At 47.5% G+C, this 16,390-nt stretch carries 19 protein-coding genes and 2 tRNA genes; 8 read left to right on the plus strand and 13 right to left on the minus strand.

The genetic code is table 11. The annotated features are described in order from the left end of the window. Positions 1 to 5 precede the first annotated feature (5 nt). Positions 6 to 82, minus strand: a tRNA-Arg gene (locus tag NA986_RS05995). Positions 83 to 90: 8 nt separating this feature from the next. Then, positions 91 to 417, minus strand: a complete 327-nt coding sequence (locus NA986_RS06000) for a four-helix bundle copper-binding protein (RefSeq protein ID WP_001183699.1) — start codon at positions 415 to 417, stop codon at positions 91 to 93. Positions 418 to 610: 193 nt separating this feature from the next. Between NA986_RS06000 and NA986_RS06005 the strand changes: the two genes are divergently transcribed. Then, positions 611 to 1,744: a mechanosensitive ion channel family protein gene (locus NA986_RS06005; protein ID WP_000456065.1), complete on the plus strand. Its 1,134-nt coding sequence runs from the start codon at positions 611 to 613 to the stop codon at positions 1,742 to 1,744. Positions 1,745 to 1,825: 81 nt separating this feature from the next. Here the strand turns inward: NA986_RS06005 and NA986_RS06010 are convergent, their stop codons facing one another. The 5 genes from NA986_RS06010 to NA986_RS06030 are packed head-to-tail and all read right to left on the minus strand — an operon-like array spanning position 1,826 to position 6,611. Then, the gene (locus NA986_RS06010) at positions 1,826 to 2,416 is read right to left on the minus strand and encodes an ATP-binding cassette domain-containing protein (protein ID WP_000947459.1); all 591 of its coding nucleotides are present in this window, start codon (positions 2,414 to 2,416) and stop codon (positions 1,826 to 1,828) included. Next, positions 2,410 to 3,207 (minus strand): ATP-binding cassette domain-containing protein, encoded by a 798-nt coding sequence (locus NA986_RS06015; RefSeq protein WP_000950210.1) that lies wholly within the window; start codon positions 3,205 to 3,207, stop codon positions 2,410 to 2,412. The genes NA986_RS06010 and NA986_RS06015 overlap by 7 nt, the downstream gene beginning before the upstream one ends. Further along, positions 3,201 to 4,013, minus strand: a complete 813-nt coding sequence (locus NA986_RS06020) for an ABC transporter permease (protein ID WP_023217047.1) — start codon at positions 4,011 to 4,013, stop codon at positions 3,201 to 3,203. The genes NA986_RS06015 and NA986_RS06020 overlap by 7 nt, the downstream gene beginning before the upstream one ends. Next, complete coding sequence (locus NA986_RS06025; protein ID WP_001748353.1) at positions 4,003 to 4,977, minus strand: ABC transporter permease; 975 nt, start codon at positions 4,975 to 4,977, stop codon at positions 4,003 to 4,005. Before NA986_RS06025 ends, NA986_RS06020 begins: the two co-directional genes overlap by 11 nt. Beyond that, positions 4,977 to 6,611: an ABC transporter substrate-binding protein gene (locus tag NA986_RS06030; protein WP_000946082.1), complete on the minus strand. Its 1,635-nt coding sequence runs from the start codon at positions 6,609 to 6,611 to the stop codon at positions 4,977 to 4,979. The genes NA986_RS06025 and NA986_RS06030 overlap by 1 nt, the downstream gene beginning before the upstream one ends. A 681-nt stretch (positions 6,612 to 7,292) precedes the next feature. Here NA986_RS06030 and NA986_RS06035 point away from each other — a divergent pair. After that, positions 7,293 to 7,607 carry a TRL-like family protein gene (locus NA986_RS06035; protein WP_000182479.1) on the plus strand — a complete coding sequence of 105 codons (315 nt, stop codon included), beginning with the start codon at positions 7,293 to 7,295 and terminating at the stop codon, positions 7,605 to 7,607. A gap of 148 nt (positions 7,608 to 7,755) precedes the next feature. Next, the gene (locus NA986_RS06040) at positions 7,756 to 8,286 is read left to right on the plus strand and encodes a cytochrome b (protein WP_000929977.1); all 531 of its coding nucleotides are present in this window, start codon (positions 7,756 to 7,758) and stop codon (positions 8,284 to 8,286) included. Between the two features lie 82 nt (positions 8,287 to 8,368). Here NA986_RS06040 and NA986_RS06045 read toward each other — a convergent pair whose 3' ends face one another. From NA986_RS06045 to NA986_RS06060, 4 genes are all read right to left on the minus strand, one after another. Further along, positions 8,369 to 9,412 (minus strand): sialidase family protein, encoded by a 1,044-nt coding sequence (locus NA986_RS06045; protein WP_023215941.1) that lies wholly within the window; start codon positions 9,410 to 9,412, stop codon positions 8,369 to 8,371. 338 nt (positions 9,413 to 9,750) lie between these two features. Next, positions 9,751 to 10,218: an Hsp20 family protein gene (locus tag NA986_RS06050; protein WP_001218118.1), complete on the minus strand. Its 468-nt coding sequence runs from the start codon at positions 10,216 to 10,218 to the stop codon at positions 9,751 to 9,753. A 193-nt stretch (positions 10,219 to 10,411) separates the two neighbouring features. Beyond that, complete coding sequence (locus NA986_RS06055; protein WP_031618890.1) at positions 10,412 to 10,642, minus strand: hypothetical protein; 231 nt, start codon at positions 10,640 to 10,642, stop codon at positions 10,412 to 10,414. 199 nt (positions 10,643 to 10,841) lie between these two features. Then, the gene (locus tag NA986_RS06060) at positions 10,842 to 10,967 is read right to left on the minus strand and encodes a hypothetical protein (protein WP_000758944.1); all 126 of its coding nucleotides are present in this window, start codon (positions 10,965 to 10,967) and stop codon (positions 10,842 to 10,844) included. Between the two features lie 377 nt (positions 10,968 to 11,344). Between NA986_RS06060 and NA986_RS06065 the strand changes: the two genes are divergently transcribed. Further along, a complete protein-coding gene (locus NA986_RS06065) occupies positions 11,345 to 11,689 on the plus strand; it encodes a c-type lysozyme inhibitor (RefSeq protein ID WP_000977722.1) in 345 nt (114 codons plus the stop codon). 754 nt (positions 11,690 to 12,443) lie between these two features. Here NA986_RS06065 and NA986_RS06070 read toward each other — a convergent pair. Together NA986_RS06070 and pagC are read right to left on the minus strand one after the other, a co-directional pair. Then, positions 12,444 to 12,520: transfer RNA gene (locus tag NA986_RS06070), tRNA-Arg, on the minus strand. Positions 12,521 to 12,925: 405 nt separating this feature from the next. Next, positions 12,926 to 13,483 (minus strand): virulence membrane protein PagC, encoded by a 558-nt coding sequence (gene pagC / locus NA986_RS06075; RefSeq protein WP_000789472.1) that lies wholly within the window; start codon positions 13,481 to 13,483, stop codon positions 12,926 to 12,928. Between the two features lie 805 nt (positions 13,484 to 14,288). Between pagC and pagD the strand changes: the two genes are divergently transcribed. From pagD to msgA, 4 genes are all read left to right on the plus strand, one after another. Further along, positions 14,289 to 14,552 carry a virulence protein PagD gene (pagD, locus tag NA986_RS06080; protein WP_024145049.1) on the plus strand — a complete coding sequence of 88 codons (264 nt, stop codon included), beginning with the start codon at positions 14,289 to 14,291 and terminating at the stop codon, positions 14,550 to 14,552. Positions 14,553 to 14,683: 131 nt separating this feature from the next. Next, a complete protein-coding gene (cspF, locus tag NA986_RS06085) occupies positions 14,684 to 14,896 on the plus strand; it encodes a cold shock-like protein CspF (protein WP_001537306.1) in 213 nt (70 codons plus the stop codon). A 414-nt stretch (positions 14,897 to 15,310) separates the two neighbouring features. Next, the gene (locus NA986_RS06090; RefSeq protein WP_001805124.1) at positions 15,311 to 15,832 is read left to right on the plus strand and encodes an RICIN domain-containing protein; all 522 of its coding nucleotides are present in this window, start codon (positions 15,311 to 15,313) and stop codon (positions 15,830 to 15,832) included. A gap of 190 nt (positions 15,833 to 16,022) precedes the next feature. Continuing rightward, a complete protein-coding gene (msgA, locus tag NA986_RS06095) occupies positions 16,023 to 16,262 on the plus strand; it encodes a virulence protein MsgA (RefSeq protein WP_000497451.1) in 240 nt (79 codons plus the stop codon). Positions 16,263 to 16,390: the final 128 nt, after the last annotated feature.

The following is a 16,390-nucleotide window of genomic DNA, read 5'->3' on the forward strand; positions in this document are numbered from 1 at the left end:
TCAACTGGTCCGCCATCGAGGAATTGAACCCCGAACCTTAGAGGTAGAAGCTCTATGCTCTATCCGGTTGAGCTAATGGCGGAAGAAAAATTACGCGGCCATTTTAAGGCAGGCGTCTGCGCATTGGCTGCATGCCCGCGCGCAATTCTGGCAATGGTCGTGATCGTGCCTTGCACACTCTTCGGCGCAGGCTTTGCAGATATCCGCGCACAGGCGGCATAATTTTTGTGAGTACTCGCTTTCCAATGCCATAAATTGCGCCGCCAGGCGACAAATGGCCGCACATTGCATATCTAACTGGATGCAGTGCTTCATCATTTCGACGTTATCTTCACGCAGACAAGAAGAGGCGCAGATATCACACGCCGCCGCGCATTCATAACACTGCTCAATACACTCACGATGTTCTTGTTGCATAAATAACTCCTTATTTTATTAAGAGGAGTAGATAAGTCTGCACAGAAACGCCGGGATAGCCAAACGGCTACCCCTCTTTTTCATACTTTTTGAACAAAAGTGCTGAATAAAACAGCAATAGTAAAGCCGGAAATCGGCCTCCGTGATGTGACGTCTATACTGTAATGTTCATCTGCTTTTCATCGGAGGTAAAATGGAGTATTTAGCACGACTAAATATCGTTGCGATGCTGATGTCAACGACGTTCTGGATCAATCTGGCGGTCGTTTTTTTCGTCACCCTCATTACTTACTGGCTCATCAACTGGCTACTTAATGTGGTCTATAAAGCGCTACAACGCCCGGATAAAAAGGATGATGCTCATGGGCGGCTGCGGCCTATTGTTTTCGAGATGCTGAAAAAGACCAGTAAGATGCTCATCTTTTTTGCCGCATTTCTCTTTAGCCTGCGCTTTGTCGCCCTGCCCGACCGGTTATTCTCTACCCTCTCTCACGCCTGGTTTTTAGTGGTTGCGATTCAAATGGCGATTTGGCTTGATCAGGGCGTACAGTCATGGATGCGTCATTTACTGTATGCCCCAGGCTCCAATAAAAACCCGGTGACGTTAGTCATTCTTGGTATGATTTTGCGCGTGCTCGTCTGGTCTATGATGTTGCTCTCCATCCTGGCGAACGTCGGCGTGGATATTACCGCACTGGTAGCCAGCCTCGGCGTGGGCGGTATTGCTATTGCCCTGGCGGTACAAACCGTTCTGAGCGATGTCTTCGCTTCGCTGTCGATTGGTTTCGATAAGCCCTTCGAGATCGGCGATTTCGTCGTCTTTAATGATGTAGCCGGTACGATTGAACATATCGGTTTGAAAACCACTCGCATCCGTAGCCTCAGCGGCGAACAGATCGTTTGTGCGAACGCGCAGTTGTTGCAGCAAACCATACACAACTATAAGCGGATGCAAACGCGTCGTATCGTGTTTACTTTTGGCGTCGCCACTGCGACACCGCCGGAAAAGTTACGCCTCATCGGCGATATGGTGAAAAAGATTATTACCGATGTCGGCGAAACACAATTCGACCGCGCCCATCTACTGGCCTTTGGTCAGGATCGGCTGACCTATGAGGTGGTACATATCGTCAATACCGCGGATTACAATAAATACATGGATATTCAGCAAGAGATAAATATCCGTATTATTGAAAAACTCATTGAGAATGATATTGAACTGGCGCTGCCAAGTCTGGTCGTCAGAGCCCCTGTACAGGTTGAAGAGACCAGGGACTACAGTAATACCGCTGATGCAAAAAACGCAGATAAACGCGTCATGCAGTAAAATCTCTGCCGACAATACCGGGAACCCATGGGTTCCCGGTGCGTTAACGGCGACACGGCAATGCGGAGAAACGACTTGCGGCTATTCCACCTGTAAATGGCGGGTACAGACTTGATCAAGTAGCGCAGACTGATGACTAATCACCAACATCCCTAATGAACGGCTGCGGCACACCTCAAGCACGTATCCCCATATCGCTTTTTGAATAGACGGATCGAGTTGCGCCGTCATTTCGTCGGCAATCAGAAAACGCGTTCGTGGGTCAAGCGCGCGCAGTATCGCAATACGCGCCAACTCCCCGCCTGAGAGCTGCATTGGCCGACGCGTCAGCCACTCGGGCTGCACATGCAAACGCCTCATCGTTTCCGGATCAGGCTGCCAGGCATCACGCACAGCGTCTCCGGCGCTTCGCCAGGGATTAAACGTCAGTTCAGGATGCTGGGGAACAAGCTGTACCGGACAATACTGATGCAGGGGTAACGGGCTGCCGTCCAGCAGAACATCGCCCGCCGTCGGCTTTTGCCATCCGGCCAGGACGCGCCCCAACGTTGTTTTCCCCGTTCCGCTTGGCGCATGAATTCCTACCCGTTCACCGGCAGAAATCGTAAACGTCAGGTTCTGCCATAAGACTTTCCCGCCCTGACGAATAACGAGGTCGCGGCAGCTCAACATTCTATTCCCTCTCCGGTCGGCATAAATAACGGGCTTAGTTCAGGCAATGCTTGCCATTGCCGTTTTAACGGCTCACTCATCTCTTCCGGCTGTAACTGCTCGCAGCGGATATTGTCCGTGATATAACCCTGATGCAGCGCCACAATGCGATCGGCATACCGCGCCGCCAGCAGCAGGTCATGAGTCACCCACAGCACGCCGCATCCCCGCTCGCAGAGACCTCGCAAGTGCTCAAGCAACTGGTTTGCCAGTGCCGTATCAAGCCAGGCGGTGATCTCATCCGCGAGAATATAACGTGCCTGGCTGAGCGAGGCGTGGCACGCCAGAATTCGTTTAGCCATCCCGCCGGAGAGCTGGCGGGGAAAGCGTTCCAGAACTGTCGGTTCGAGATCGCTTTGCTGTAATAGCTGTACCATCTGCGTCTCATCCCAGGCGCGTCCGGTCAGATGACATGCTCTGCTCAAATGTTTTCTGATATTCAGCATGGGATTAAGCGCCTGTACCCCCTGCGGCACGTAGCTAAACGTATTGCCCCTAAGCTGCCTGATGGTATGTCTGTCCAGCCGGTTGCCATCAAGCGTAATCTCCCCCCGAAAGCGTAAGTTTTCCGGCAGCAGATCGAGCAGGCATTGCAGCAACAGACTTTTTCCCTCCCCGCTGCCGCCAACCAATGCCACCATTTCGCCGGGCGCGATATCAAAAGAGACATTCTGTAATAACGGCGACCAGCGTCTCGCGCCATACCAGCGATAACGCGCGCTTTCCAGCGTAACCTGTTGTAAACTCAGCATACGTCACTCCTTAGCCACAGCCGCCGAATGGCGCGCGCAAACTGATCGAAGAGCATCACCAGCGTGAATAACATTAGGCCGGGAAACAGCACCAGCCACCAGTTTCCATGGCTAATAAACCGTAACGCATCCGCCAGCAACAGCCCCAGCGAAGGCTCATGCGGCGCCAGCCCAAACCCCAGAAAACTTAACGCCGCGCTGTGCAATACCGCATGAGGAAACATCAATAACGTTCCCGTCAACCATTGCGGCAATAGCGCCGGAAAATAGTGATATCGCCAGCAATAAAGGTGTCCATGCCCCAGACGATAGGTCAGTGTCAGGTAGTCACTCTGCGCTACCCGCTCCGCGTCGGCGCGCAGAATCAGCGCCAGACGGGGCCAGTGCGTTAACGCCACGGCCGCAATGACGCCGCTTTTACCGCCGCCGAGTGTAAAACAGATAAGGATCAGCAAAAGTAAATGCGGCATGGCGAGCATAGCATCGGTTATCAGCCGCATCAGGAGGTCCAGCCGGGGATGAATGCGCGCCGCTGCCGCCATCATTAGCGCGATAACGCCGCTGCACAACGCGGCGCCAACGCCAATTTGTAAACTGGTGAAGGCCCCCTGAAAGCAACGAAGCCATACATCGCGCCCCAGATTATCGGTGCCAAACCAGTGCTGGATATCAGGCGACAGATGCCGGGCAAGCAGATTAACCTCTGGCGACTGGCTCAACGTGGCATAACCGTATCCGGCAATAAACAGCAGACAGGTAACGGAGAGGATCAGACGAAACAACGTCGGGGCAGGATTATAGAGCATCGGGACGCTCCAGCGATCGATTAAGCACCACCACAAGCCAGGCTGAAATCGTATTTCCGGCAAACACTAATAGCGTACAGAATAAAACGATCCCCATGAGTAGCGGGACATCGCCACGCAGGCCGGCATCGATAGTGGCCTGTCCCAGCCCCGGATACGCAAAGACTTTTTCTGCCAGTAACGCCCCCCCCATCAGTTCTCCCAGAGAAGCAAACTGTAAACAGAGTGCTGGGGTAATCGCATGACGTAACACCTGGTGACGTAACAGCGACCATCCTTTATCCCCCTGAGCGCGCGCAAAACGAATAAATTCGCTCTTCATTACGCTGGCTATTTTTTCTCGCGTATGCAGCGCAATTTGCCCCATGCCCAACAGACTTAACGCACATACCGGCAACACAAGATGGCGTAAGCGTTCCGATAAAAGAGCTGTTCCTGCATTATTTCCGGGGTCCCAGGCGCAACAAACAGGTAATACCGGCCAGCGGACGGCAAACAGCGCCAGCAACAGCATTGCTATCCAGAAAGTGGGCAACGATGACAATAAGTAGCTGATACGGCAAATCATCTTATCCGGCCAGCGGTAGAGAAAACGTCCGGCCAGAAAACCCAATGTCACGCCCAACACACCAGACAATAGCCAGGCGCCTGCCAGCAGCGCGAATGACGTTGCAAAACGTTCCCGGATCACGTTGGCGACAGGCATGTTGAACAGCATGGAATACCCCATGTCACCCTGGAGCAAACGCCAAAACCAGTGACCGAAACGCTCCCACAGCGGCTGGTCGAGCCCCCAGCGCGCCGCAATCCGCGCATATTGTTCTGGCGGAACATGGAGCAGATCGTTGCCAATATAAGCACGGATAGGATCAACGGGCGAAAAGCTAAGCAAAATGAAGGTGCCGGCAGCCACCAGCACCAACAGAATAATCAGCCGCAAAAAATGACTGAAGAACAATTTCATCACCGACAGGTCCAGGTCCAGTCATCAAGATTGTTTAACACCGACCAGCTACCGTGGATTTCTGGCGCGCCTTTTCCCAGATCAATACAGGGGTTGGCCAGATAGGTATGCTGAATATTAAGCAGCCATGCCCATGCCGCATCGCCCTGGACGCCCGCGCCCTGCTTTCCATCCCACTCAACCTGCTGCCAGAAAGGAATCGCCTTTTGCCAGTCAGGCGCATCTATAGCCTGTTTCAGATGTGCTTCTACCGCAGGGTTGCTGTAATAGCCCGGGTTATAATATTCCACACCAGCGGCTTTCCCGCTGTAGTGATGGAAGAGTTCCATCGGGTCCAGACTTCCCCAGCCAAACAGCGTAGGGTTAGCGTGCATATGGCGCTCTACAGTTTCCCAGCTTCCCGATTGCAACGAGACGACAATGCCTAAAGGCTGCAACATGGCGCGCACCGCCTCGGCCAGATCCCGTCGGGTGCTGTCGCCACTGGCATACCATAAGGTCAGACGCGCTTCTTTACCTGCTTTTTCACGCACGCCCGCACTGTTTATTTTCCAGCCAGCCTCTTCCAGGATGGCGCGCGCTTTTGCAATATCGCCATCGCTGAATATCACTGAAGGATTTTGCCACGGTAATCCCTGCACCGCGCTATAGGCGGGTATCGCATGGCCTTCCATCACCTGTTCCGCCAGTTGCTTACGATTAATGGCATAGTTAATTGCGCGTCTGATAGCGACATCAGCGGTCACATCGTTGCCGACAGGATAATCGTTAGCATCCTTTTTACCGGCTGGCACCATCGGGAAGACAATGCCCCGGTTTTCAACGCTATCGCGTACCCAGAGTTTAAGATTATCCTGCTGCGGGGCCACCGCCATAGAAGGGGCAATGCGCACCAGTCCCAACTGTCCGCTGCGCGCGGCGGCATAAGCATTATCTTCATCCAGAAAGACAAAAACCAGCCGGTTAAAGTCATTCTTTTTACCCGCATACCAGGGATTAGCTTCAACGATCAGTTGCTGACCCGGCTGAAAGCTGACCAGTCGGTATGGACCGGCGCCTATCGGTTCACGGGCGAACGTTTTTTCATCATAACGGCTGGCCGGAACAATCCCTAACGATCCTAATACATTCACAAAGGTGCTCTGCGGATGGCTCAGCGTCATCTCAATTCGGCGCGCATCCAGCGCTCGCGCATGGCTAAAATTGCCCATGTCAATTTTACCACCGCTCTTCGCCGCTTTGTTGTATGTAAATACGACATCTTCGGCAGTTAATGGCGAGCCATCGGAGAATTTCAGCCCGGGCTTTAAGGTTAGCGTCCAGATTTTACCGTCGGGGCTGGTATCCACTTTTTCCGTCAGTAAATTACCCCAACTCATGTCGGCGTTTTGCTTAAGCAACGGCGCATGAAGCAATAAGTAGCTGCCGTGGCTCCAGCCCAGCATAGGATCAAAGCCTTCCGTTGGCTCAGGGCCAATGGCCAGCTTCAGGGTACGACCGTCTGCCGTGTCCGACGCGGCGAAAAGCGACGAAGTGAATACCAGAGTCAGCGCGCACGTCACGAGCGCCAGTTTGCCTTTAATCATCAATTTGTCCCAGATTATGCGTTGTTTTTGTTTCTCCCGGCGCAGCATAAACGTCGGGAGACCTCCTGAGGACGGCATTATGGCGAGCATTTGTAATGAAAAAATTGACGCAGAACAGAAAGTATGACGATCTTTTAAAAACATCATACGCACAAACATCGGGAGCGCCAACGTGGGCTAAAGGCCGCTTTTGACGGGGATAAAACGCAAGGGAAATGACGCCAGGAATACCGGGTTAATTAACGCCATCTTATTCTCTTATTTCCTTTCTATTCTGTATTACGTCTTCCCATCCGACGCTGTTCATTTTCTCAACGTTATTAGTCAGTACTGAAACGTAAGAAGGTATCGTAATTAGCGCTTCCTGGCTTTAAACCTAAACCAATATTAAACGAACCGGGCGTTAATGAAACTTACCAGCAGAACGCCAGTCATATGGCAACCCGATGAAATGACATGCTATGGAGTCCAACCGAAAAATGTTAACGCCGCCAGGGCTCGTGATGATTTTTTTAGCCGTACTGTTCTCATTGCTGACAGGATGCGCAAGTTATAAAAACACGGCATGGGGAATATATCCGGCTTCAACGGATATTTGTCCATCAGGTACGACATCAACAGGAGGGTGCAAAGAGTAATATCGCATATTTAATATACACCACTTTTTAAATGACTGTCCGGACATTTTCGGACGGTAAGTTTTCTATTAATTTATAATGGACTAATCCCATGACAAATAAAAAACACATTTTTTCAATTATCTTTATTGGTTCTCTTTTAACGGGGTGTGCTACAGGACCATCACCGACAGGGATTGGCTTATATACGGATGTTAAAGGGCCAATTACTGCCACGAGTCTCCCGGCAACCAAAACCGGTAAAGCGTGTGCGCAAACGGTATTGGGTATTGTAAATACCGGCGACGCATCTATTGATTCAGCGAAAAAAGCGGGCGATATTTCTTTAGTGTCGAGTGTTGATTATGAAACTACAGGCTCATATCCGTTTTATGGTAAAACCTGTGTTGTCGTAAGAGGACAATAACAACAGTAAGCCGGCGATGCCGCCGGCTTTTTATCCCATTTTACGTGCCGCTATCTCTGTCTGTTCCTTGCGACTCAGCCCCCGCTTTAAGGTTCTGTTAAGATTTTACGCATACCCTACAAGCAGTTGTTAATAAAGGATAATAATAATGGCACATTTCTCAAGACTGCAAATAACGCTTCACTGGTTAACGCTGCTCCTGACAGGCATCGCATATGCGGCTATTGAGTTACGGGGGTGGGCGCCAAAAGGCTCCAGCGTTTACCTGTTTATGAAAGACATGCACTATGACATGGGCGTTCTGGTCTGGGCGCTGATGTTTTTACGGTTATATCTTAAACACAAATACCCGGATCCGGTCATTACGCCTCCCCCTCCTCACTGGCAGCTCGTAGCCGCTAAATTAATGCATATCGCGCTTTATCTCACTTTTCTCGCCTTACCGCTGCTGGGCGTCGCGATGATGGCGTCAGGCGGGAAAAGCTGGAGCTTTTTTGGTTTTACTGTACCGGTATTTTTGACGCCAGATAGCACCCTAAAATCGGATATAAAGCGTATTCATGAAATGCTGGCCAATATCGGCTATTTCCTGATTGCCATGCATGCAGCAGCGGCGTTGTTTCACCATTACATACAAAAAGACGATACATTTTCAAGGATGTTACCCGGTAAATCATGACTATTTCGGCCATCCCGGCGTGAGAGAGCACGCCGGGCAAGGCATTATTATTCCAGCGCTATCGGTTTCGACTGATAGCGCCTTATACCGTTTGTAATCGACAATATACGATATTTTTCCGGTTCCACGTGTAAGTGATATGTACGACGCTCCCCTCGCTAATAATAGCGGGATAAGAATACTCACCGCGGTCACTTTCCAGGTCCAGTAGCGGTAGCCATGATTCGCCATTATCCTGGGAAGCAATCAGTGAAAGCGGATAGCGCTTTCCCCAGTTGCCATTGACCGGATTTAACGCAAGAATCAGCGTACCGTTCTGCATACTAACCAGATCGATACCACTATTATTATTCGGTAAAGATGTCGCGCGGGCAACAGACCAGGTAGCGCCATAGTCGATTGAATCACTGCGAAAAATTGCCCCGCGTGTGCTTCGTAACAACATATGGATATGCCCCGGAGAAGACTCCCACAGCGTAGGCTGAATAACGCCATCCCAGCGCAGGAGGTTTTCCAGACAACATTCCCACAACACCCCCTTTTTTATACCATCCCACAACGCTACGTTTGTCCCGGAAATAGCGTTATCAGGCTCCAGCGGAACAAAAGAGATATTCCAGTGTTTTCCTTCGTCAGAGGATCGATCCACAAATGCCCTCCACCGTTCAGGACTTTCAATCGACCCTGGCGCAATCCAGGCGCCATTTGATGCCAGCAGGAGTTTATTTTTTACGGGACCGCGCGGCAAAATATCATCGTTGACCAACGGAGCTGGCGTACTCCAGGTAAATCCTCGATCGCTGGAGGTGATAAACCAGGTTTTCCACACGTGTACGTCGCTGCCTACTTTATAAAATAACCACAATTTATCCGACGGGTAAAATAACACCGGATTCCAGTGCGCTTCCCCCTCGCGTGCCGCCACTCGCTGCGGTGTTGTCCAGAGATTATGTTCATAGCGAGATAGCCAGATGGCTGTATCTTCGCTTCCTTCGCGCAACCCCGCGAACCATGCGGCCACTAGCGTACCGCACGGTAAGCGAACAAGCGTAGAGGCATGGCACTGAAAGGACTCGGTTCCGCTTTCCGGTAAAATGACCTGCCGATTGACGAGCGCTAATTTCATACCTGCCTCTATTAAATAAGGTAAAAAGCATCAGCTTTTTTATGTATGAAAGTAGTGTTAGCAGAAATAGCATCAACGCGGTGAAAACGATGAACCGCTATACGAATTTATGTTCAGATATCGCGCCCATAACAGGCAGAATGTCGAGAGTGGACAAAAATTGGACTGACCTCGCGGATAATTCCAACTTACCGCCGTCCAATGGCGACGAGGTCAGTGGCACGGGATAATATAGAGGTCAGGGCTATAATATTTAGCGATCTGTGCCTACAAGCATGACGGGATACTTTTCGCTACAGACAATGAAGGCCCGTCTAAACGGGCCTTCATTAACGCGATTATGATTTGTGTTCAATCGCCTTTGGTTTACTTTCTATGGCAATTTTTTTCGGTTTCTCGCTTTCAGGGATCTCCTGGTAAATCTCGACCAACAAGAGGCCCTGTTCCAGTTTCGCATTATTCACCTTAGCATGTTCAGGCAAAGAAAAACTCAACTGGAAGTCCGCCTTACGAATACCACGATAAATCCAGTGCGTCTGATCCTCTACCGTCTCTTCAGTGTGTTTACCCGTAATATTCAGGTTGCCGCCAACCGTTTCAATTTCAAGCTCTTCCTCTTTCCAGCCAGGAACGCTCACGGTAAGCAGATAGTTATTCGCATCGCGCTTTTGCAGATCGTAAGCTGGCGTCGCAGCGACTGGCGTATCTCCTGTTAATTGACTGAAAAGTCTATCAATACGGTTGAAACGGTCAGAGAAAAGAGAATCAGCAAACACGGGAAGTGCTGACAAGGTTCTGAGTGCCATCATTAACCTCCTGAATCACTATTCAAAAGTTCAACATCAAGGCAAGCATTGCTTGTCCACTGACTACATAGGGACGGAAAAAACATTTTCAAGCCTATAAAAGCTTTTTTTAGTCACGAATTTAAGTGGTTAACGAAAAGTCTCATCCCGTTCATTGCCATTTCCGCTGTCCCTTCATCTTTACAATTTTTCTTCACCAGCAGAATTGATAATGATTATCAATTGCATTAGTGTATACAGGTTGGTTATGGCAGTGACCAACGCCCTTCTCCATTATCAAACCCAGCGCCGCCTTCGGGCGGCCTTTTGGGAGGAAATATGGTCGCCAAAAATAAAATTCACGGTCGTCGTATTCGTCAATCTCTGCAACAGTCACATCATCGTTGTCTTTTTCAGCAACTGGCGGTAAGCCCACCAGGAACAAAATATGTTTCAGTCACCGCTGAAACAAAAAACTGGCTTATTCATCTTGTGACTTCAGAGGGCCGCTAGCACGCGGTAGTGACTGTCCATGTTGTCGCTAAAATTTTAATGAAATGACTTTTATACACCTACAATTTGCGCCCGGCTACTCCGGGCGCCATACCTGAAGATATGACACCCGTTGCCAACTGACAGGAATTTTAGTCATCGTCTCCGGCGTAGAAAAATTCGATATCTTTATTAAACCATTTATCAATGTTGTGCCACATCAGACAACCGGTCAGAAAACTTGCGATCAATATCCCTCCTATAAGCCACTTTTTCACATATACTCCTGAATAACCCCTGTTGATGCCATTATCTGATCGATAATAAAAAGACCATCATTTGAAGAAATAGTTTCACTGACAGATACCGTATGAAACGAGACAGTGAACAGTACCGTTTTCTTCGGTTTTTATGCCATAGTATTGAGCAGTGGTGACAATCATTTTCTATCGCACCATAATGATTTGCAGCCTATAGTTTATGCTTTTAAGATTTGTCTACTCATCACATATGTCAGTGATGGATAAATTATAATACGCTTTTCTGGCGCACTTTTCGTCAGTAAACAGGAATACTACAGCATTCATCGTATTGATGCCGCTTTATCTCCCGTTCTTCAGGGAATTAACGACAATTTTATGCACAAAGGATACTAATGATGAAACGTAAATTGATCCCATTTACCCTCTTTCTCGCTGCGCTTAGCGCCAGTTCCACATCTATAGCAGCTTCGCAGGAGATTTCTAAATCTATATACACCTGTAATGATAACCAGGTTATGGAGGTGATTTACGTCAACACCGAGGCTGGAAACGCCTATGCGATTATCAGTCAGGTAAACGAGATGATCCCGATGCGGTTAATGAAAATGGCCTCCGGAGCAAATTACGAAGCCATAGACAAAAATTATACTTATAAACTTTATACCAAAGGCAAAACGGCTGAACTGGTGGAAGGTGATGATAAACCTGTTCTCAGTAACTGTTCCTTAGCTAACTAACCTTAAGAAATGCCTGAAGGCTCATCAGGCATTTCCACTTCAACTTTCCTGTAACGTAACGTTAAAGAATATGTGAATCACTACCATAGTATAATGGCTAATTAGTAACCACTTTTAAACATGGTTAATCCTATTTTTAAAGAAAAGTTCGAACTGTCTGAATTGTCGTTGTTGAGTGTTTAAATGTTTTGCTTTATTAAGTGACCCAGGTAGAATTCGCAGCGGCTGGTAACCATTCATATTCGCACTATTGAACGATCACCGGCCAACCGCGCCAGGGTCTTGCATACGCTCTGGCGCGGTTAAATCCCCAGGCCATAAACGAAATCACTGGTTTCTGCTATTGCTCGTATCTTTCACGTTAACCTGCATTATGCTTGCCCACCTGATGTAAAAAGACACCGCTCTGAACCATAGGGTGTGAATTTCATTTTATAAAAAATTGCGGTGCCGGGTGCCTCCCGGTGAACCATACCACAGTCAATATGGTTCGCGAGGAACATTAACTATTTGACTGGACACCCCGCCGCAAAGGGGGATTCACCGCATAAGAAAAATCTACAACTCACAAGTAATAAAAGACAATAACATTTTTGTGCATTTTTTATAAATGACTATCTTGTCACGTAATAAATGAAATTATTCTGTAACAGGATTGCAAGACAATACTTATTCAAAACTGAAGTGGTCAGTAGGAATCGAACCCACATCATCAGCCTGACACTGAGGTAATAACATTATACGATAACCACATTGGACCGCCACCGAGGCCTCGAACCTCGCACCATCAACTTAGGAGGTTGATGCTCTATCCAGCTGAGCTAGTGGCGGCTGGGGACTTCTGCCAGGCGCAAAAAAGGTGCTCTCCTGGATAAAATACATACCTTGCTACTTTTCAGTAGTCGTTCAACGGCAGGTACAATATGCGAAGGCGGTCACAAAATCTTGATGACATTGTGATTAATTCCAGGAAAATTTTTCAGAGTGAATCTTGTGAGATCTGGCGTTATTTACACCAGATTTTCCTTCCTGCTTATCACCTACCTGAGCAACCTTGATTGTTTACCACAATCCTTTATCTGTGCTTATGCTGGTGAGATGTTATGTACAGCGTCATTATGACGAAGAGAGTATGACGAAGAGAGAAAAGACAGGCAGGTACGTGTCACTGGTAAAGAAGCCCTGTTTTATTGACTGGCGGTGCGGAAGGCGAACCTTCCGCATAGCTTATGCTTTTCAGAAACGGTATCCAACCCCGACGTTGAAGCCGTTTATTTTTGTAGAGGAGATGTTGCTTCCTTCATACCCAACATCGACGACAATATTCTCCAGCGGATTCATCTGTACACCCGCGCCCCAGGCAAATCCCGTTTTCCTTGAGGAAATTTTGTTAGAAAAAGAATCGCCATCCTGAGTGGAATGTTCTTTAAATGTCGCCTTTACCGTGCCGACACCTGCCAGCGCGTATAACGAAAAATTGTCAGACAATCGATAGGCTGGCCCAACCATAAAAGAGCCGTACTTCACCTCAAACTTGTCATGGTAATGAATACCTTCAGGCTCAATAGACCCGGAAGCCTGGCTGTCTCCATATAAGTAACTTAGCGAGGAAATAAAACTTACCGGAGAGTCATCCTCATAACGGTATTTCACATTTACCCCTCGGATATTTTTGAAATCCTGAACTTTACTTTGTGCATACCCCACGGAAAAGGCGTTAGTATCGGCCTGTGCAACATTTACAACCAAAACGCTTGTAGTAATAACTAAAGTGGATAAAATAATATTTTTCATAACAACTCCTTAATACTACTTATTATTTACGGTGTGTTTAAACACCTGCAGTACCGATCCGGCATTCAGTTATCGCCACTATGCTGAATCGACAAAACCACGAATAATTCACCACTATCGCTCCTGATGCGTTTACTTCCTGAAAGATATTTTTACTACCAAAGCGCTCTATCGCTCATTAAGGTAACCGGTTCTACAATGTCATCTAACTTTTATAGATTTGAATGCTAATTTTTCTCACGCATATATATTTAACAGAAACCATAAAGTGTTTAGCCACTATAGAACAACAAACTCTCCATACAACTATTTGATATTTAAATAAAAAATCTCAAAACCACATTAAGAAACCTGACGCCGAACGGCTAAAACATGTCATTAAGCAAACTCGCCATATAACCAGAACATATCGCATTGTGCTTCACAGTCCTCACGTGAAGCTCCAGCCGCAATACCGTTATATGCCATCGCTGGCACCGTAATCATATTCACCATGATGCTTAGCACGATTTATTCCCGCTCCGCTTTAATCTTTTAATATGTCTATCAGTTACAACATTTCTTGTTATAAGAATAGAATCAACACCACAATTCCAACATAAATATCACCCGTGTTGAGAGAAAATTTACATTCCAGAAAAATAATAACAGACGCAAATATTGAACACGCAATAAAAAAGTCTATTTCGCTATAAAACCCATTATTATTAAGAGTGGTTAACTCTTCGTTGAATAAAAAATGCCAATGACGTTCCATAATTCATTAGATGAACTTCACAAGTCATTACATATAACAGGAGGTGCTATGAAACATCATGCTTTTATGCTTTGGTCATTACTTATTTTTTCATTCCATGTTTTGGCCAGTTCAGGCCATTGTTCTGGTTTACAACAGGCATCATGGGATATTTTTATCTACGATTTTGGTAGTAAAACCCCGCAACCACCTACAAATACTGATAAAAAGCAAGCCAGGCAGATTAGTTCACCATCCTGCCCGACGACAAAACCCATGATGTCCGCACCAACCAACGACGCCAGGAAAGGGAATACTTTCTCCAGAACATAATGTTATTTATCTACAATGGTGCCGAACGACCACTTTTAGCCATCCGGAAATCTTGATTGCCATCAAATATAGCTGGCATTATTTTTCCTGACGTGTATAGTGCGCCCCGTTATCCCCATTAAGGAATTTGTTTGTCTCGTAAAATGACAGGAATTGTCAAAACCTTTGATTGTAAGAGCGGTAAAGGTCTCATCACCCCCTCCGATGGACGCAAAGATGTTCAGGTCCACATTTCAGCATGTCGCCAACACGAAACAGAAGCGCTTATCCCCGGTATACGCGTTGAGTTTTGTCGTATTAATGGCCTCCGCGGACCTACCGCCGCCAACGTTTATCTTTCATAATTCGTCACTCGGCATTTTTTCAGAAAAATTTAGCGAGCCCGTATACCTCCGCAGTCTGCTATGAGGCTTTACCTGAAAGGCTGCAGAATGTTTTCAGTGGCGAAAATCTAAAGGATTTATTTTGCTAATGACTCCTGTGACCTCTTTTATCATATATCGGGTGTCCCCCCTTCTCACTTTGTTTAACGTGAAGAAATGTACAGCCGTTTTTCACTGTGATAGCATCTAATATTGCAAAAGTATTTAACGCTATATACCCATCGTCACAGGAGTGGCAGACTGCGCGCGTTTAACCGAAGTATTTATGTGATTCTATCGGAATTATCTCTATTGTCGCTCAATGCTACGTCATATTCAGTGGGTATAAATCGCCAATATAGTTGTAACGCTATTTATTTTTAGGGTAATAATTGAATGACTTTGCTTTCAGGAAAAACCACACTGGTTCTCTGCCTCTCCTCTATTTTATGTGGATGTACGGCGAACGGCTTACCCGCACCTTATAGTATTAATTTGTCGTTCCCGGTCATTACACAAAACCAAATTAATTCCGGTGGTTATTACATAAATGACGCGGAACAAATTCGGACAACTGATGGTCTGTGCCTTGATACAGGTTCAGATCAACAGAATCGTTTGACGCTGCGGGAGTGTAAGCATGTGCAATCTCAGCTTTTCTCATTTCACCGAGACAGAATCACGCAGGGTGAGAAATGTCTGGATGCCGCAGGACAAGGTACAAAAGAAGGCACACCAATCATTCTTTATTCATGCACGGGTAATGATAACCAGCGCTGGCTCACTGATGATAACAAAATTAAGGGGAAACAGAGCCGAAAATGCCTGGGCACAAATAGCATTATTGTCAGAAAAGGCGACCCTGTTGTGTTGGCCGATTGCGATTTTAGTCGCGCCCTGGAATTTACCATCAGGTAGCAGGACACCGCTGTGAAGAGAGAGCCGCTAACCTCATGACACGCTAACAGGTTAGCGACCTTTACTTCCATATACGGTCAATTTCATTTACGTCCGCAACGTCAGGATGACAAAACGGCGGCTAAACCTTGACACGGGTTGTATACCCAGATTAAATACTGGTCATCCAACCAGTAAAAAGGAAATGGCGATGTTCGTCGAACTCGTTTATGACAAGCGAAATGTTGAAGGTCTGCCAGGCGCACGCGAAATCATCCTCAATGAACTCACAAAACGCGTACATCAACTTTTTCCCGATGCGCAAGTGAAAGTTAAGCCAATGCAGGCGAACGCATTAAACAGTGACTGTACAAAAACCGAGAAAGAACGGCTGCACCGTATGCTGGAAGAGATGTTTGAAGAGGCTGATATGTGGCTGGTCGCCGAATAACGTCCCCTCCTGCGAAAGCGACATGTCCGATCGAAAACAGCGCCCTGAGGCGCTGTCTGTGACGATATAACGCAAACGCTACCACTCAGAACATGTTGTTGTTGATACCTCAGACCGGTATGCGGAAC

Origin of the sequence: Salmonella sp. NW177 (genome assembly GCF_051811585.1) — a bacterium.
GTDB classification, from domain to species: domain Bacteria; phylum Pseudomonadota; class Gammaproteobacteria; order Enterobacterales; family Enterobacteriaceae; genus Salmonella; species Salmonella enterica.